This window comes from Lacticaseibacillus thailandensis DSM 22698 = JCM 13996, assembly GCF_001436135.1.
Lineage (GTDB): Bacteria > Bacillota > Bacilli > Lactobacillales > Lactobacillaceae > Lacticaseibacillus > Lacticaseibacillus thailandensis.
Window position 1 is genome coordinate 79,625 of record NZ_AYZK01000004.1, and the last position, 16,810, is coordinate 96,434.

16 protein-coding genes are annotated in these 16,810 nt (G+C 56.4%); 14 read left to right on the plus strand and 2 right to left on the minus strand.

Annotated features, from left to right (window positions below; genetic code table 11):
* Nucleotides 1-32: 32 nt before the first annotated feature.
* The 5 genes from FD19_RS07040 (at nt 33) to FD19_RS07060 (ending at nt 4,901) form a co-directional block, all read left to right on the plus strand.
* A complete protein-coding gene (locus tag FD19_RS07040; RefSeq protein WP_054750804.1) occupies nt 33-1,091 on the plus strand; it encodes a hypothetical protein in 1,059 nt (352 codons plus the stop codon).
* Nucleotides 1,092-1,430: 339 nt separating this feature from the next.
* Entirely contained in the window at nt 1,431-2,075 is a 645-nt protein-coding gene (locus tag FD19_RS07045; protein ID WP_056969493.1) for an NAD(P)H-binding protein, read from the plus strand.
* Between the two features lie 218 nt (nt 2,076-2,293).
* Nucleotides 2,294-3,127: an aldo/keto reductase gene (locus FD19_RS07050; RefSeq protein ID WP_054750803.1), complete on the plus strand. Its 834-nt coding sequence runs from the start codon at nt 2,294-2,296 to the stop codon at nt 3,125-3,127.
* A 213-nt stretch (nt 3,128-3,340) separates the two neighbouring features.
* Nucleotides 3,341-3,814 carry a flavodoxin gene (locus tag FD19_RS07055; protein WP_054750802.1) on the plus strand — a complete coding sequence of 158 codons (474 nt, stop codon included), beginning with the start codon at nt 3,341-3,343 and terminating at the stop codon, nt 3,812-3,814.
* Nucleotides 3,815-3,863: 49 nt separating this feature from the next.
* On the plus strand, nt 3,864-4,901 hold the full coding sequence (locus FD19_RS07060; RefSeq protein WP_056969495.1) for a zinc-dependent alcohol dehydrogenase family protein: 1,038 nt from the start codon (nt 3,864-3,866) through the stop codon (nt 4,899-4,901).
* 202 nt (nt 4,902-5,103) lie between these two features.
* Here FD19_RS07060 and FD19_RS07065 read toward each other — a convergent pair whose 3' ends face one another.
* Nucleotides 5,104-6,144, minus strand: coding sequence for a zinc-binding dehydrogenase (locus tag FD19_RS07065; protein WP_054750801.1), 1,041 nt, complete (start codon nt 6,142-6,144; stop codon nt 5,104-5,106).
* Between the two features lie 196 nt (nt 6,145-6,340).
* The gene (locus FD19_RS07070) at nt 6,341-6,892 is read right to left on the minus strand and encodes a sigma-70 family RNA polymerase sigma factor (protein ID WP_054750800.1); all 552 of its coding nucleotides are present in this window, start codon (nt 6,890-6,892) and stop codon (nt 6,341-6,343) included.
* 485 nt (nt 6,893-7,377) lie between these two features.
* On the opposite strand from FD19_RS07070, the gene FD19_RS07075 reads away from it, so the two are divergent.
* From FD19_RS07075 to nrdG, 9 genes are all read left to right on the plus strand, one after another.
* Nucleotides 7,378-7,872: a hypothetical protein gene (locus FD19_RS07075; RefSeq protein ID WP_054750799.1), complete on the plus strand. Its 495-nt coding sequence runs from the start codon at nt 7,378-7,380 to the stop codon at nt 7,870-7,872.
* Nucleotides 7,873-8,242: 370 nt separating this feature from the next.
* Nucleotides 8,243-9,847 (plus strand): Nramp family divalent metal transporter, encoded by a 1,605-nt coding sequence (locus FD19_RS07080; protein WP_056969497.1) that lies wholly within the window; start codon nt 8,243-8,245, stop codon nt 9,845-9,847.
* Nucleotides 9,847-10,281, plus strand: coding sequence for a universal stress protein (locus FD19_RS07085; RefSeq protein ID WP_054750798.1), 435 nt, complete (start codon nt 9,847-9,849; stop codon nt 10,279-10,281). Before FD19_RS07080 ends, FD19_RS07085 begins: the two co-directional genes overlap by 1 nt.
* Before the next feature lie 442 nt (nt 10,282-10,723).
* Entirely contained in the window at nt 10,724-11,428 is a 705-nt protein-coding gene (locus FD19_RS07090; RefSeq protein WP_054750797.1) for an amino acid ABC transporter permease, read from the plus strand.
* Between the two features lie 12 nt (nt 11,429-11,440).
* Nucleotides 11,441-12,187, plus strand: coding sequence for an amino acid ABC transporter ATP-binding protein (locus FD19_RS07095; RefSeq protein ID WP_056969500.1), 747 nt, complete (start codon nt 11,441-11,443; stop codon nt 12,185-12,187).
* Nucleotides 12,188-12,235: 48 nt separating this feature from the next.
* Nucleotides 12,236-13,048: a transporter substrate-binding domain-containing protein gene (locus FD19_RS07100; protein ID WP_054750796.1), complete on the plus strand. Its 813-nt coding sequence runs from the start codon at nt 12,236-12,238 to the stop codon at nt 13,046-13,048.
* A 75-nt stretch (nt 13,049-13,123) separates the two neighbouring features.
* On the plus strand, nt 13,124-13,771 hold the full coding sequence (locus FD19_RS07105) for a DNA-3-methyladenine glycosylase family protein (protein WP_054750795.1): 648 nt from the start codon (nt 13,124-13,126) through the stop codon (nt 13,769-13,771).
* Nucleotides 13,772-14,052: 281 nt separating this feature from the next.
* Entirely contained in the window at nt 14,053-16,206 is a 2,154-nt protein-coding gene (gene nrdD / locus FD19_RS07110) for an anaerobic ribonucleoside-triphosphate reductase (RefSeq protein ID WP_082619526.1), read from the plus strand.
* Nucleotides 16,199-16,807, plus strand: a complete 609-nt coding sequence (gene nrdG, locus FD19_RS07115) for an anaerobic ribonucleoside-triphosphate reductase activating protein (RefSeq protein WP_054750794.1) — start codon at nt 16,199-16,201, stop codon at nt 16,805-16,807. The genes nrdD and nrdG overlap by 8 nt, the downstream gene beginning before the upstream one ends.
* Nucleotides 16,808-16,810 lie beyond the last annotated feature (3 nt).

A 16,810-nucleotide genomic window follows, 5' to 3' on the forward strand; every position in this document is an offset into this window, starting at 1 on the left:
GGGGTTGTTTGGGCTTATTATGGAGGAGAACGATGCAAAAACTGGGTAAATGGCGCCGGTGGCTAATAGGCCTCGCGGTGGTGTTGGTCGCGGCAGTTGGCGCGGGTGTGGTCATCCTTAATCGGCAAGCGCCGGTGTCGACGCATGCCAGCAAGGTATTCCATCCTAAACAGAATCCGTATGCGCACCTGACCGCGAGCCAGCGCCAGGTAATTCAAGCGGCGGACCAAGCGGTCAAACAAACCGTGCGTGATGGTGCGCAAGGCAAGAGTAAGACGTTGATCAGTCATGATTTGCGGGGAGCAACGGCTAAAGTTGGCCGAATCAAGGGTCAAGGTAAGGACATTGCCGACATTCGCATGGCGTTGACCGCTATTTTGGGCGTGGTGAAGGATCCGACCATTGATAATCTGCAAACAATGCGGACGGCAGTCGCGTTGCGTCACGACCGGAATATCGCTGGGCACGTACGGGTGGCGTACGAACCACAACTGTTGAAGCTAGTTGCCAGCACCACCCACAAAACGGTGGCGGTGGTGCGGCAGAGTACGCACCCGCTGACGGCGGCTCAACAAAAAGCTAAGCTGGCCGCAGCGGCAAAGGCGCAAGCGGCGGCACGGGCTCGGGCCAAGGCGGCTGCGGCCGCTCAAGCCGCTGCGGCTGCCAAGGTGGCAGCGGCCCAAGCAAGCAGCCAAAGCAGTACGACCACTCGGGCAGCGCAGAGTAGTGGGACGCAGGCCACTAATAATACGCAGCCCGCCACCAATAATCAGGTAGCCACTAATTCCTATTCAGGGGGCAATACGCAGAGTAGTGGTAATGGTGCTGCCAACAGTGGCGGGCAAACTAGCAGTAATGGTTACACTAGCAGTCACACGCAGGGAAGTGCGCCAGCCCAATCCAGTGGGCAAGCCACAGCCAGTGCACCGCAACAAAGTACACCTAGTGGTAACGGATTACAGCACCCATCGATTACGGCTTCAGATTCTGATGAACCCGAGTACATCGTTACCCCGAGCGGCACATATTATTCAGATCCAGTTGCTGGTACTTATCTGCGTACCACCATGGATTGGAGTAAGACTTACTAAACTTTATCTATCTTGCTTCCAAAGCTTATTCACCGTAATGAGGCCACCCAATCCGGTTGCAGGATTGAGTGGCCTCGCTCGTTTATTAATCCCGGTTGGCCACACTGGCAATTATTGACGGTTGGCCCGTCACTGTTCCTAGGGGCAGATTTTTCTACTTCCGCGGGGTGGTGTAGCGTGCTGGCTGGTTCCCGAGGGCACCCATGCCTGCAGACTATACGCCTATCCAAACTAGGCATTAGACGAATAGCTTTTGGGGCCCTATGCTAGTAATTGTAGTGATGGACACAACGGATGGTTGTCACACGCACCCAGTAGGGTCAGCTAAAGGAGCAAATAATGACAAAAGTATTGATTTTAGGTGCACACGGCGCGACGGCTCAATTGGTGGCGCAGCGCCTACTTGACGAAACGGATGATGAACTAGTCTTGTTCTTACGTAACGCGGTGCGCTTGGCCAATTTAGGTCAAAACGCCCGCGTGACGCTGATTGACGGGGATGTTCAGGATCAGGCGGCACTGACCGACGCGATGACGGGTGTTGACATTGTGTACTCAAACGTTGGTGGGACCGACTTGGCCAAATCGACTAAGGCCATTATTGCGGCTATGACCGCCGCTAAGCGCACCCGGCTGATTTTTTACAGTGCCTTGGGTGCCCTACACGAGGTACCCGGTAAGTTTGGCGAGTGGAACGAACAGGCCATTGGTGCGTTTTTGCCGGGTTTCCGGGAGTCAGACCGCTTGCTCAAAGGGACGACGGCAATCGACACCACGCAACTACGGCCAGCCTGGTTGACCAATGACCCCCAAATTGATTACGAACTGACCGGCGCGGACGAACCGTTTAAGGGTACCGCCGTTTCGCGGGCCAGCGTGGCTGACTTTGTCGTACGTTTGATCAAGAACCCCGACCAATACCACCGCACCAGCGTGGGGATCGACCAACCGGGCACGGAAGGCGACAAACCTGCCTGGATGTAGGCGCGCGCCGCAATTATTTATGGTGCTGCACTTGACTTAAACTTAACTACAAGGGCTATGCTAACTATGTTGCTTACAAATATTTAGCGGGAGTGGTCGCCGTGCGCGTGTGCCAGGATGCACGTGGACAAATCCGTGTCTGGCCATACTGCGCCCGGCCACAACTTATCGCCCAATTGAAGCAATCGTGCAGCATTAGTTAGCAAAGGAGTGGGACAATGACTAAATTGAATGATGTATACACGCTGGCCAACGGCGTACAAATACCCAAAGTTGGCTTTGGTACCTGGCAGATTGCCCAGGATGACGCCCAGCAGGCCGTGACCAACGCCTTGAATCTTGGTTACCGGCTCATTGATACCGCTTTGGTCTACGGTAATGAGCGCCAGGTGGGCGCCGGCATTGCGGCGTCCGACGTGGCACGGGCGGACATCTTTGTGACGTCCAAGCTCCCCGCTGAGACCAAAACGTACGACGGTACCCTCCGTGACTTTGACCAGACCATGAACAATCTCGGGCTGGATTACCTCGACCTGTACCTGATCCACGCGCCGCGGCCGTGGAGTAGCGTGGGTGCCGACTACGACAACGAGAACCAGGATGTTTGGCGCGCCATGCAGAAAATTTATGCTTCCGGGCGGGTCAAAGCCATTGGGGTGTCAAACTTCAACGTGCATGATCTACAAAACTTGCTAACAATGGATGGGGTAGCGCCGATGGTGGACCAGATCCAGTATTACGTTGGTTACACGGAACCGGACATTACCAGCTTTGCCCAGCAGCATGACCTCCTGGTGGAGGCGTACTCGCCGCTAGCCACGGGGGCGCTACTACGGAACCAGTCGTTGCAGGCCATTGCGCAGCGGTATGACGTCAGTCTCGCCCAGCTTGCCATTCAGTTCTGCGTCCAGAACGGGGTGGTGCCGCTGCCAAAGGCGACGTCACGGGCGCACATTGAGGCGAACACTCACCTCGATTTTACCATCAGCGATGCAGATATGGTGACGTTGAACCAGCTTCGGGACACCGCGGCGGCATGGCACTTTAATTAACGACTAGCGGCATAAACGCAGACACGGACAGCGGACACCCAGCCGTGGAGTGTTGCGTTGTACCAACAAAGATTGACAGGAAAATGACGGGTTGAATTGCCCGTCGGTTTCCTTTTTTATTGTCAATATATTTGTGCAGAAAATTGCTTGCCTTACACCCACTCGAAGGTTGTAAACTAAGCGTAAGTTGTTAATACTTGGGGAGGCAGCATAATGGCAACAAAAATTTTAATTGCGTATTACTCATGGTCAGGTCATACCGCCAAACTGGCGCACCAGCTCCAGGCGGCGACGCAGGCGGATCTGTTTGAGATTACCGTGGCGCCGGGGACGTTCTCACAAGACATGTACGAGACGTCCGAGGAGGCCAAGGCCCAGCTGGCGTCCGGGAAGTTACCGGTGCTCGCCTACCCGCTGCCGGACTTGGCGCAATATGACGTGGTGCTCGTGGGTGGCCCGGTCTGGTCGGGTGTGCCGTCGACCCCTGTGCGCGCGTTTCTGCAGGCGGCGCAGGGGGCCAGCGCGGTCTTTGCGCCGTTCTATACGCACGCGGGCACTCCCGCGCAGTACGAGGATGAGTTCAAAGCCGCGGCGGCACCGCTAGCGGTGGCGGCCGGATTCGGCCTGCCGGGCGACCACGTTGCTGCCGACGACGCCCAAATTCAGGCGTGGTTGGCGCGCGTATAGTGCGGTAGTTTTTGTCGTTGTTGTTGGTATGCAGAAAGGATGATTATACATGAGAACTGCTGTCTTTGTTGAACCCGGTAAGGTTGAGGCCCGCGACTTTGAACATCCAAAGATTCAGGAACCGACCGATGCGGTTATTAAAATTATCCGTGCCTGTGTGTGCGGCTCGGACCTCTGGTGGTTCCGCGGCCTGGACGAGCGTAAGCACAACACCGTGGTGGGCCACGAAGCGATTGGCGTGGTCGAGAGTGTTGGCGCGGAGGTCACGCACGTGGCGCCCGGCGACTTTGTGATCATGCCGTTTACCCACGGGTGTGGCCACTGTGCCGCCTGCAAAGCCGGTTTTGAGGCCAACTGTTTTAACTCCAAGGAACACGGGAGTAGCGGTTTCCAGGGCGAGTACGTACGCTACACGCTGGCCGACTGGTCGCTAGTCAAGGTTCCGGGCCAGCCGGATGACTACACGGACGCCCAGCTCAACGACCTGTTGGCGCTGTCCGACGTTATGGCGACCGGCTACCACGCCGCCGCTAGTGCTGAGGTCAAGCCGGGCGACACCGTGGTCGTCATGGGCGACGGCGCCGTGGGTCTGTGTGGCGTGATTGCCGCCAAGCTTCGCGGTGCTAAACGGATCATCGCGATGAGCCATCACGAGGACCGCGCGGCCTTGGCGCGGGAGTTCGGTGCGACCGACGTGGTGGCTGAGCGTGGCGACGCGGCCGTAGCGAAGGTGCGCGCAATGACCAACGGTGGCGCTGATGCCGTGTTGGAGTGTGTCGGGACGTCGCTGTCCGTCGATACCGCCATCAAGGTGGCCCGCCCCGGCGCTGTCGTTGGGCGTATAGGTATTCCTCAGGAAACGACGGATGCCAACGCCATTCCATTCCGGACGAACGTGGGTCTGCGCGGTGGCATTGCGTCCGTGACGACGTACGACCGTGACGTCTTGCTGGATGCGGTGCTCAAAGGTGAGATTCACCCCGGCCGTGTCTTCACCCAGCGCTTTGATCTGGACCATGTGCAGGAGGCGTACGAGGCGATGGACCAACGCAAAGCCATTAAGTCGTTGCTGGTGATCAGCCAGTAGTGGCGGCGCAGTATTTGTCACTTTACCAACGCTAGACACAACAATGCCCGTAGCGGTGTAGCCGTTACGGGCATTGTTGTGCGTCGATGGCGTGTACGCACTGGTCGCGGGGGTTATGGTCGCGACGAGCGGAAGAGGCCGAAGATTCACCAAAGCCCGCCAGCAAGTGCTGGCGGGCTTTTTGATGGTGTTAGTGTCAACGTTAATCCACAATCACGTAGGACTTGATGGCTTCACGCTTGTCCATGGCCTGGTAGGCGGCGTCGATGTCGTCCAGTTTGAAGGACTTGGTGAACACCTTGCCGGGGTTGATCTCACCCCTGAGGACGGCGTCAAGCAAGACCTGCTTGTCGTAAGTCGTGACCGAAGCGGGGCCGCCGGCAATCTGGGTGTTGCGGAAGAACAGTGGCCGCAAATCCATCTTGGCGTTGTGCGGCACGCCCACACGGCCCACGGTGGCACCTGGACGTCCACACTGGACGGCCGTGTCGACGGACTGTTCGCTACCGACACATTCCAGCACGGCGTCGGCTCCTTCGCCGTTGGTCAACGCCATGACTTTGGCCACCCCGGCGTCGCCACGTTCGGCCACTACATCAGTGGCACCGAATTCCCGGGCCAAGGCCGCGCGGTCCTCATGGCGACTCATGGCGATGATGCGCTTGGCGCCACGCATCTTGGCGGACAGAACGCCGCTTAACCCCACGGCGCCGTCACCGACAACGACGACGGTGTCCCCGGTCTTAACGCGGGCGACGCGGGCGGCGTGGTAGCCGGTCGCCATGACGTCGGCCAGGGCCAGCAATGATTTGAGCATGTCCTCGCTGTAGTCGGACGGCTGGCCTGGGATTTTGACTAGTGACCACTCGGCGTGCTGGTAACGCATGTATTCCGCCTGCGCACCCATCGAAAAGTTATCATCATGGTTGAGACAGCCACCCTCAAAGCCGGCGCGGCAGGCGGCACAGTGGCCACAGCCATGGGTGAAGGGTGCAATCACAAAGTCGCCGGGGATGAGGGTCGTGATGGCGCTGCCCACGGCGTCTACGGTCGCGATGGCTTCGTGCCCCGGGTTCTGGGAGTGGGGTGCCGTCGCGTCGATTCCGCGGTAGTTCCACAGGTCGGAACCACAAACGCAGGTCCGGACGATGTGCAAAATGACGTCGTCGGGTGCCTGGATGGTCGGCTTGTCGACGTCCTCAATGGCCATCTGGCCAGGTTTGATAAAAATCGTGTCTTTCATTGGTTTGCCTCCATTGGTTGACGCTACTTTGGTCCGCACCACGCATGCGTAAGCACCATTTACCCCCATTATGTACAAAGCTAAGCAAAAAAGATAATACTTATTTGTACGGGGTAGTATGCCTTCTAGGTATAATGCCCAAAAATAACACCCCACCGTCCGGTCTGGCCACAACCGGGTGGTGGGGTGCTGACAATTAGTAGCCAGCCTGCAGCAGGAGTAACGCCTGTTTACGAACTTTGCGCATGGTGCGGATGACCTGGTAGCGGGACAGACCGAGGAGGCTGGCGACCTCGGTGTTGTTCAGTCCGTGGCGCCGTAACTGCACGACGTCGCGTTCTTGGGCGTGCAGTGTGGTGAGGAGGGTGGCGAAAAACTCCTGCCGCTCGTAGTCTCCCTGTAGATCCACCTGGCTAGGAAAGCGTTCCTCATTCCAGTACATCAAAGGTTCCTGCGGTGCAATCTCCGCGCGGCGCCACTGGGTCCGCAGCTTAGCCAGCAGGTTCAAGTAGACAAAGTGGCCGGCCAGGCGGTTAAACTTGGTGATCTCCGTCGGGGTGGTGCGGGGGTCGTGGTAACGGCAATAGTATTTGATGTAGACGAGCCGTGCTTCTTGTAGCAGGTCGTCATAATCAGCGTGTTGGGGCAGAATGTGCAGGCGGTGCAAAGCCGCGTATAGCACCGGCATGTGGTCCGACATGAAGTCGTAGGCCGCTTGCCATGCAGCAGGGTCGATTTCAGTAGTCATGGTACCTCCAACCAGCGGGCGCGCTCCGCCGGCGTTTATTCTGTAGCGCTACGTTGATTATGGTGCCATGGACGTGAGGTAATTGCGCGAAACGCACGTGATGGTAAGAACTCTAGTGGCAGGGGGGTTGCGTGGACATAATGGGACTGATGGTCGGAATGCCAAAGTGGCATTGGTGCCGTCTGGCCGGGGCGGGGCACGACGGTGACGGTCAAGCCCGTGGCAGGTGTCACGCGCCTGGAGGGGGTGCACGCGGTAGTCAAACAATTAAATAACATTTTTGCGGAACGCGCCAGAAATTTTGCGTAAATTACGCCCAAAAGGTCGTGTTTAGCCATTGAGCCCGCGCCACTCCGGCCGTACAATGAAGCTAATAAGTGGGTAGCATGGAGGAGTCAGCTGCGCGGGTGTATCTGTATAATGATGGTAAAACGTTGGTAGCATGAGCAACTTTGCACAGCACGTTGGAGAAAGGGTGACGGATAATGATTGATGGCAGCAATACTAACCCTAAGCGGACGACTGGCACAGCCGCCGTGGTGCCATTTCAGCCTGTCGGGTGGTCGCGCGCCGCGATGACCGGGATCGATTACTACGTTGGCGTACACACGGACGTGTTAACGCAAAGTCGTCAGCGCGTGAAGCAATACTTGGCTCATGCCCGCGTCGCCCAATACCGCGTGGTGGCGCGCCAGTTGGTGCCGCGGTACTACTTTGTCCTGAAGTCCAGCGTCGGGGTGTTTCTGGTGCGAGCACGGAACTCGTGCCAGGCGGAGCGGTTGCTGCGTCTCATGCTCGGGGACGTGACGGTCAGCAGTCGCGTCCAGGTCGATCAGGCCAGCGCCTTTGTGATGGTCGACCTGAATAATCCGTTCCTGCTGGCTCGGGCCACGATTAGCTTTTTGGCGACAAATGCGGTGTTTACTGGCGTCATTACCGAAGAGGGACACAGCCTACGGGGCAAGCTGGTCATGCTGTAGATGCGGTTGCAAGTGGTCATAAATGTCAAAGTTATGGCGGTGCGAAGAACAAGTAGCACCGCTATTTTTATGTCCACATCGCTGATGAAAACATGGTGTCAATTGGTGCTGTGTCACATTATTTCTAGGTAGCCCAAAAAGAAAAACAGTCACTCACGGCTATATTTTGCCTCGTAATGCCCAATTACGGGCATTGATGGATAGGAAACATTTAATTTCTAGTCAACCCAAAAAATGCTTTACAATGAAATTACCGGCTGTATACTGATGGTGGTTACAAAATTACTCGACTAGTTCGAGGGCGCCACACGCATGTGGCAGCCCGGGAACGACAAGAGTTTGCCGTTCCCCGGGCAGAAAGGGGAGCAACATGAAGAATGCACCAGTAACACCCCGTAAGCATAAGCTGATTGAGTATGCAAACGGGCCGTCGTTGGAAGAAATTAACGGGACCGTCCCGGTACCGAAGAACAAGGGCTTTTGGCGCACCTTATTCGCCTATTCCGGGCCCGGTGCGTTGGTCGCCGTTGGTTACATGGATCCTGGTAATTGGTCCACGAGTATCACTGGCGGGCAGAACTTCCAGTATTTACTGATGTCTGTCATCTTGATTTCGAGCTTAATCGCCATGCTCCTGCAAAACATGGCGGCTAAGCTGGGCATCGTTAGTCAGATGGATTTAGCGCAGGCCATTCGGGCCCGCACCAGTAAAGCGCTGGGGATTATCTTATGGATCATGACGGAGTTTGCCATTATGGCCACCGATATTGCGGAGGTCATTGGTGCTGCCATCGCGCTGTACTTATTGTTTCACATTCCGTTAGTCATTGCGGTGTTCGTCACCGTTTTTGATGTGTTGCTATTATTACTACTGACTAAGATCGGATTCCGCAAGATTGAAGCCATCGTGGTGTGTCTGATTCTGGTCATTTTGTTGGTTTTTGTTTACCAAGTGGCTTTGTCGGATCCGGATTGGGGTGGAGTCATTAAAGGATTGATCCCAACCGCCGGCACGGTGGCGGCCCACCCGAACGTTAACGGGATGAATCCACTGAGCGGGGCGCTAGGTATCATCGGCGCCACGGTCATGCCCCACAACTTGTACTTACATTCGGCGATTTCCCAAACACGGAAAATCAACCACGACAATGAAGACGAAGTGGCGACCGCTGTTCGCTTTACCCAGTGGGACTCCAACATTCAGTTGACCTTTGCGTTTATCGTGAACTCCCTGCTTTTGATCATGGGGGTTGCGGTCTTCAAGAGTGGTGCCGTCAAGGACCCGTCGTTCTTTGGCCTGTTTAAGGCTTTGTCCGATACATCCATGTTGAGTAACGGTGTGCTGATTGCCGTAGCCAAGTCGGGGGTACTATCCGTGCTGTTTGCGGTCGCACTCCTCGCATCTGGTCAAAACTCGACAATTACTGGAACATTGACTGGGCAAGTCATCATGGAAGGGTTCATCCACATGCGGATGCCGCTGTGGGCGCGTCGGCTCGTTACCCGGCTGATTTCCGTGATTCCGGTGCTGTTCTGTGTTTGGATGACGCGGAACTTGCCGGCGGTCGACGAACACGAAGCACTGAATAACCTGATGAACAACTCGCAGGTATTTCTCGCCTTTGCATTACCGTTTTCGATGTTGCCGTTGTTGATGATGACTGATAGTCGGGCCGAGATGGGCGTAAGGTTTAAGAACTCACTCTGGGTCAAGGTTTGTGGTTGGATTTCCGTCCTGGGGTTGACCTACCTGAACCTGATTGGGTTGCCGGACTCCTTTGCCGGTTTCTTGGGCGCCCACGCCACGGCGGGCCAGATCGAAATAGCGCACCTGTTAGCTTACGTCGCCATCGTCGCCGTGTTGGTACTACTAGTATGGTGCACGGTTGAACTGTACCGCGGCAACAAGCGCTTGGAGCGGGCACAGCAGGATCATACTACTAATAGTCCGCACTTCGCGGGGGAGGTAGACTAATGAAAGACGATTTCAAACGGATTCTAGTCGGTGTGGATGACTCGGAGGATGCCCTGGCGGCGTTTCAATATGCCATTCACCGGGCCAAAGCCGACCATGCGGAGCTGGTTATTGCGTCGGTGTTGGAGTCGGGCGAAATGAACGTGTATCAGGCCCTCACTAAGGATTACGTGCATGGTGAGCGGGTAGAACTCCAGGAGCATATTGAACGCTACGTCCGCCTGGCCCAGCAAGCCGGTATTAAGAGTGTTCAGGCCGTTATCGGTGAAGGTGACGCTGGCGAAACTATCATTAAAAAGATCATTCCGCAGGTGCAGCCGGATTTGCTGGTGATTGGGGCCATGTCCAAGCGGGGTATTGCTCGTCACTTTGGGAGCCAGGCGGCGTACATGGCAAAGTACGCGGCGATATCGGTACTAGTCGTGCGTGACTAGATTGGCGTAACACGTAACAAAATAATTGAGGAGAATCAAAGCCACCGTTGGGAAAATACCGACGGTGGCTTTTGTAGTGGGCGGCTAGCCAATCGGGGTGGGTGGCTAGCATATATATAGGTAAAGATGCAGGCGCTACTGCAGTACGTTGATGGTGTGCTTCGGTGTGGCGCTTTTGCCAGCGGGCCCGTTAGGCCAACCACGCTACACCAAAGTCACTAACAATTGACAAGTAAGTCGCATAACGCTACCATAAAAAACATAATATACTTGTGGCCGTGGGCAAAAATCATCGCCATGTACGCGCAGAATTACTCAACGCACCGTTTGCCCAACACTCCGCCTCGTGCGCAAGCGTCTGGGGCGGAGTGTTTTGGCGTAGTGGCAGGGCGTGACCACAAAACGGGCGGGGGTTGCCGGTTCAACCCTAGAGGAGGATACAATGAATCTTTGGCACATCATCACGAGCTCAACTCCGCAGTTGTTGGCGGCGGGGTTCAAATATACGTTGCCGATTGCCATCGTCTCATTCATTTTGGGGCTGGTGCTGGCATTACTCACCGCGTTGGCGCGAATCTCGCAGCGTGGCGGGCTGTTTAACGTGGTGAAGTGGATCTGTAGCTTCTACGTCTGGCTCTTCCGGAGCACGCCGCTACTAGTACAATTATTCATCGTCTTCTTTGGCCTGCCATACCTGAAAATCAAGGGGTTCCTGCCGCACGGAATCCAGATGAACCCCGTGGTTGCCGGTATCCTGACGTTCAGTTTGAACACCGGGGCCTACTGTAGCGAAACTATCCGGGCGGCGATTGAGTCGATTCCGCGGGGCCAGTGGGAAGCAGCGGCGACTATCGGTATGACGCGGCGTATGGCGCTACGCCGGATCATCATCCCGCAGGCACTGCGGGTGTCTCTGCCACCGTTGGCTAACAGCTTTATCAGTCTGGTCAAAGATACGTCGCTGGCCGCATCCATCACCATCGTCGAAATGTTCGAGGTGAGCCAGCAAATCACTGCGGAGAACTACCAGCCACTGGTGATGTACACGTTGGTCGCGGTGTACTACGCCATTGCCTGCACAGTGCTGGCGTGGGTGCAGAAGTACCTGGAACGCTGGACGTCGCGTTACGTGACGAAGGCTAACTAGGGGAGGGCGCATATGATTAAAATCGAACACTTAAACAAGCAGTTTGGGGACCACGCGGCGCTCAAGGACGTGTCGCTGGAGTTTCCAGAGCACCAAACGACCGTGATCCTCGGTCCGTCTGGTTCGGGTAAGTCGACCCTGTTACGCAGTTTGGACTTACTGGAGCGGCCGGAAAGTGGCCACTTTGCCTTTGACCAGACCCAGATCGATTACAGCCAGCCCATTAGCGAGTCGACCGTGCTGGACGTCCGCCGGCGCACCGAGATGGTGTTCCAGCAGTTCAACCTGTTCCCACACCTGACCGTCCTGCAGAACGTCATCGAGGGTCCGGTTCACGTCCTCAAGCAGGACGCCGCGGCTGCGACCAAGCGGGCGCAGGAGTTGTTGGGCAAAGTTGGGCTGGCGGACAAAGCCGACGCGTACCCGAGCGCGCTGTCTGGTGGCCAAGCCCAGCGGGTGGCGATTGCTCGCAGCCTGGCGATGCGGCCGGAATACATCTTTTTGGATGAACCGACCAGTGCCCTGGACCCGGAGCTGGAACTGGGCGTGCTGAAGGTCTTGCTACAAATTGCCCGCGAACAGCAGTCGATGATCATCGTCACGCACAACATGGCGTTTGCGCAGAAGGTTGCTGACAAGATCGTGTTCCTAGAGAACGGCAACATTGAGTTTGACGGCAGTAGCGACGCGTTCTTCCACACGGATAATCAGCGCATTCGCAACTTTGTGTCCGCGATGACCTTTGCCACGCTGGAATAACTGGGGTACTAAATATATAGTAGAAACTGTACAAGGGGGATATTGATCATGAAGTTGAACTTGAAGAAGTTGGCGGCCGCCCTGACCGCCATGGTGGGTGCGTTGACGTTGGCAACCTTTACCCACACCCACACGCAGGCGACCCACGCGGCCACCAGCTACAAGAGTCAGTTGCTCAAGAAGGGCGAACTGACAATTGGGCTCGAAGGCACGTATAAGCCGTACTCCTACCGTCAGAACGGTAAGCTGACGGGGTTTGAAGTTGAGTTGGGCAAAGCCGTGGCGAAGCAGATGGGCGTTAAGGCCAAGTTTGTACCGACCAAGTGGGACTCCCTGATTGCCGGTTTGGGCAGTGGTAAGTTCGACACGGTCATGAACAACATCACGCCCACGCCAGCCCGGCGCAAGGCTTACCTGTTCAGTACGCCGTACATTTATAGTCGTTCGGCGCTGATCACCAAGTCGGGTAGTAAGCTCACCACCCTCAAAGGGGTCAAGGGCAAGACGCTGGTTGAAGGTACGGGGACGGATAACGCCCTCGTAGCCAAGAAGGCTGGTGCCAAGTTGATCGATGATGGTGACTTCACCACGGCTTTGCAGATGATCAGGCAGGGCCGCGCAGCCGGGACAATTAACTCGATGCCCGCATGGTACGCCTACAAGCAGTCTAACGATACTAAGGGTCTCAAGGTCACCGAGCTGAAGAAGAGTGAAGTAGCACCCGCTAAGATTGCTGCCATGGTCGGTAAGCACAACGGCGCGCTGCGCAACCGCATTAGCAAGGCTATCAAGGTGCTGAAGAAGAACGGGACGTTGACCCGTCTGTCCAAGAAGTACTTTGGTAACGACATCACTAAATAATGGCAATGAATAGCCGACGGGCATGCTCGTCGGCTATTCGTGTTTTAGGGATGACGAGTTTAGGGGGGAACGTTCATGCCAGCAGTGCATACATTAACAGCGGACACGCCAGCAGTACGGTACTTGTGTGCCAAGGATAAGCACCTGGCTAAGGTCATCCAGATGGTGGGGTCCATCAGCTACACGCTGGCCCCGTCGCCATATGCCTTTATGGTGCGGGAGATCATCAACCAGATGTTGTCAAACAAAGTCGCGGCGGTGTTCAGCCGGCGCCTGGCCGCGTTGGTCGCGGGTCCGGTTACGCCGGGGGCCATCCACCAGTTGACCGATGCGCAACTGTTGTCGATTGGCATCTCCCGGGCCAAGGTGCGCTACATCCGCGCGTTGACGGACGCGGTGGTTAACCATACCATTGATTTTGACCAGTACCCCGACATGAGTGACACCGAAGTATTACACGATCTCACCAGCGTACGCGGAATCGGTAACTGGTCGGCGAAGATGTACCTGATCTTCGTGTTGGATCGGCCGGACGTGTTGCCGTTTGAGGACGTGGCCTTTTTGCAGGGGTACAGTTGGGTCTACAAGACCAATGACTGGCACCGGCAGGCGGTGATGAAAAAGTGCCGTAAATGGCATCCTTACCGTGCCATTGCCGCCCGTTACATGTACCGGGCGGTGGACATGGAGTTGACCAAAAAGCCGTTTCACCTGTTCAAGTGACGTCATCGCAGCGCCACGGATTTTTGCAGGTCTGATGTATGCCCAAAATTTCATCGGCTTATGCCCAAATTATCTAATGCGCACGCCCAGTAAGCTGAATGCTTGCCGGGCGTGCGTTTTCATAACTAAGTATTTGTAAGCATACACGATATTGTGTCATCTTACCCCAAATGAGCCCGATTACTACTACATATAGTGCCTCAAAGCGACTATAATATACGTGATATCGTAGCATGTGTATTATTGAACATAAACAATCTTGAATCTTGGAGGGTGTAGGCATGTTAGCGTATAAACAGGATACCGTGACGATCAATAAACATAACGGCGTGCGGGAGCCGTTCAGTGACGTGAAGTTGTTAGCGAGTGTCGACGCAGCCGTGACGGCCGGTAAGACCGAGTTGGCCGAGGACGTACGCGATGATTTATTGGTCCGCGCCCGGCAGTTAGCGGACACTAACGCCATCGCGGCCGCCGTCGAGGAGACGCTCACCACGCACGCCCCGGCAGCAGCCGACGCTTACCACCAGTACCGGGGCGCCAAGCTCGCCCGGCGCCAGCAGGCTCAGGACCTCGACGCGGCGCTCAACCGGTTGCAAAGTCGCGACCGCAACGTCGTCAACGAGAATGCCAACAAGGATAGTGAGGTCTTTAACACCCAGCGTGATTTGACGGCAGGGACCGTGGCCCGGGCGCAGGGGTTGAAAATGCTGCCCCCAGCGGTGGCCGTAGCCCACATGAAGGGTGACATCCACTGGCACGACCTCGATTATCAGCCGTACAGCCCGATGACTAACTGTTGCTTGATCGACTTTGCTGGTATGATGCGCGACGGGTTCCAGATTGGCAACGCCAAGATGGGTACGCCGCAGTCGATCCAGACCGCTGTTCTGCAGATGGCGCAGATCATCGCCAGCGTGGCTTCCAGTCAGTATGGTGGCTGTTCCAGTGACCGAACTGACGAAGTGCTGGCACCTTACGCCTTGAAGAACTACCAGCGGCACCTGGCTGAAGCCAAGGAGTGGATCGACGATCCGCATAAGCAGGAGGAGTTCGCCCGCAGTAAGACCAAAGCGGATATTTACCAGGCCATGGAGAGTTTGGAATACCAGATCAACACGCTGTACAGTTCTCAAGGGCAGACGCCGTTTACGACCGTCGGCTTTGGCCTCGGTACCAGCTGGATCGAGCGCGAAATTCAGCGTGCCATCCTGAAGGTGCGCATCAAGGGCCTGGGCACCGAGCGGCGGACCGCCATCTTCCCGAAGCTGGTGTTCACCCTGCGGCGCGGTACTAACCTGCGGCCTAGCGACCCGAACTATGACATCAAGGAGCTGGCCGTGGAGTGCGCGACTAAGCGGATGTACCCCGACGTGCTGATGTACGACAAGATCGTCGAGTTGACCGGGAGCTTCAAGGCGCCAATGGGGTGCCGGAGCTTCCTGCAGGGCTGGCACGACGAGAATGGTAAGGAGGTCAACGCCGGGCGCATGAACCTGGGCGTGGTGACCGTCAACCTACCGCGGATCGCGCTTGAATCTGGTGGCAACAAGGACCAGTTCTGGGCGCTGTTGGAATCGCGTCTGGACGTCTGTCACGAGGCCCTGGCGTTCAAAATTGCGCGGGCCAAGCAGGCGACGCCGAAGAACGCCCCGACGCTGTACATGAACGGCGCCTTTGGTAAGCGGCTAGGGCCAGACGACGACGTGGACGAGCTGTTTAAGAACGGCCGCGCCACGGTCAGCCTGGGCTACATTGGGTTGTACGAAGTGGGGACCGTCTTCTATGGCCCCGAATGGGAGCACAACCAGGAGGCCAAGAACTTTAGTATCAGCGTGGTCAAGGCCCTTTACGACCACTGCAAGCAGTGGGAGGCCGCCGAGGGTTACCACTACTCGGTTTACTCCACCCCGGCGGAAAGCCTGACCAACACCTTCTGTCAGGCGGACATCCGTAAATTTGGCCGGATCAAGGACATTACCGATAAGGAATACTACACGAACAGTTTCCATTACGATGTGCGCAAGAGCCCGACGCCGTTTGAGAAGATCGACTTTGAGAAGGATTACCCGAAGTACTGCTCGGGTGGGTTTATTCACTACTGTGAGTACCCGAACCTGAAGCAAAACCCAAAGGCCCTCGAGGCGGTTTGGGACTACGCGTACGATCGTATCGGTTACTTGGGGACGAATACCCCGATCGACCAGTGCTTTAAGTGTGGGTTCAAAGGTGAATTTAAGCCGACCGCGCGCGGATTTAAATGTCCACAGTGTGGCAACACCGACCCGCAGACCTGTGACGTGGTCAAGCGGACCTGTGGCTACCTGGGCAACCCGAACCAGCGGCCCATGGTCCACGGTCGGCACAAGGAAATCGTCAGCCGGAAGAAGCACATGAGCTTCGGGCTCGACGTGATTGGGGGTACCAATGGCTGAGCCAAAACGAGATCCAGCAAGAAGAAGTACACGGACGTTGCCGAAGAACCCCAAACCGGGCGAGTGGCGCGCCGCAGATTTGTCGCACCAGTACGTGGCGAGCTACAAGCCGTTCAACTTTGTCGACGGTGAGGGTGTGCGGTGCTCACTATATGTATCGGGTTGCATGTTTGCTTGCCCAGGCTGTTATAACCTGGCGGCGCAGAACTTCCGGTACGGGAAGCCCTACACGCAAGAGTTGGAAGACCGGATCATGAAGGACCTGGCCCAACCGTACGTGCAGGGGCTGACGCTACTGGGCGGCGAACCGTTTTTGAATACGCAGGTCTGCCTGAAGATTTGCCGGCGGATCCGCAAGGAGTTTGGACACACCAAGGACATTTGGAGTTGGACTGGCTACAAGTGGGACGAACTGATGCAGGAGACGGAGGACAAACTGGAGTTGTTGCGCCTGCTGGACATTCTGGTTGATGGCCGCTTCCTGCAGGCGCAGATGGACCTGACCCTGCAGTTTCGCGGGAGTGCCAACCAGCGGATCATTGACGTGCCGGCGTCCCTCAAGTCGGGCAAAGTCGTGATCTGGTCCCGGCTGGTCCGGTAAAGG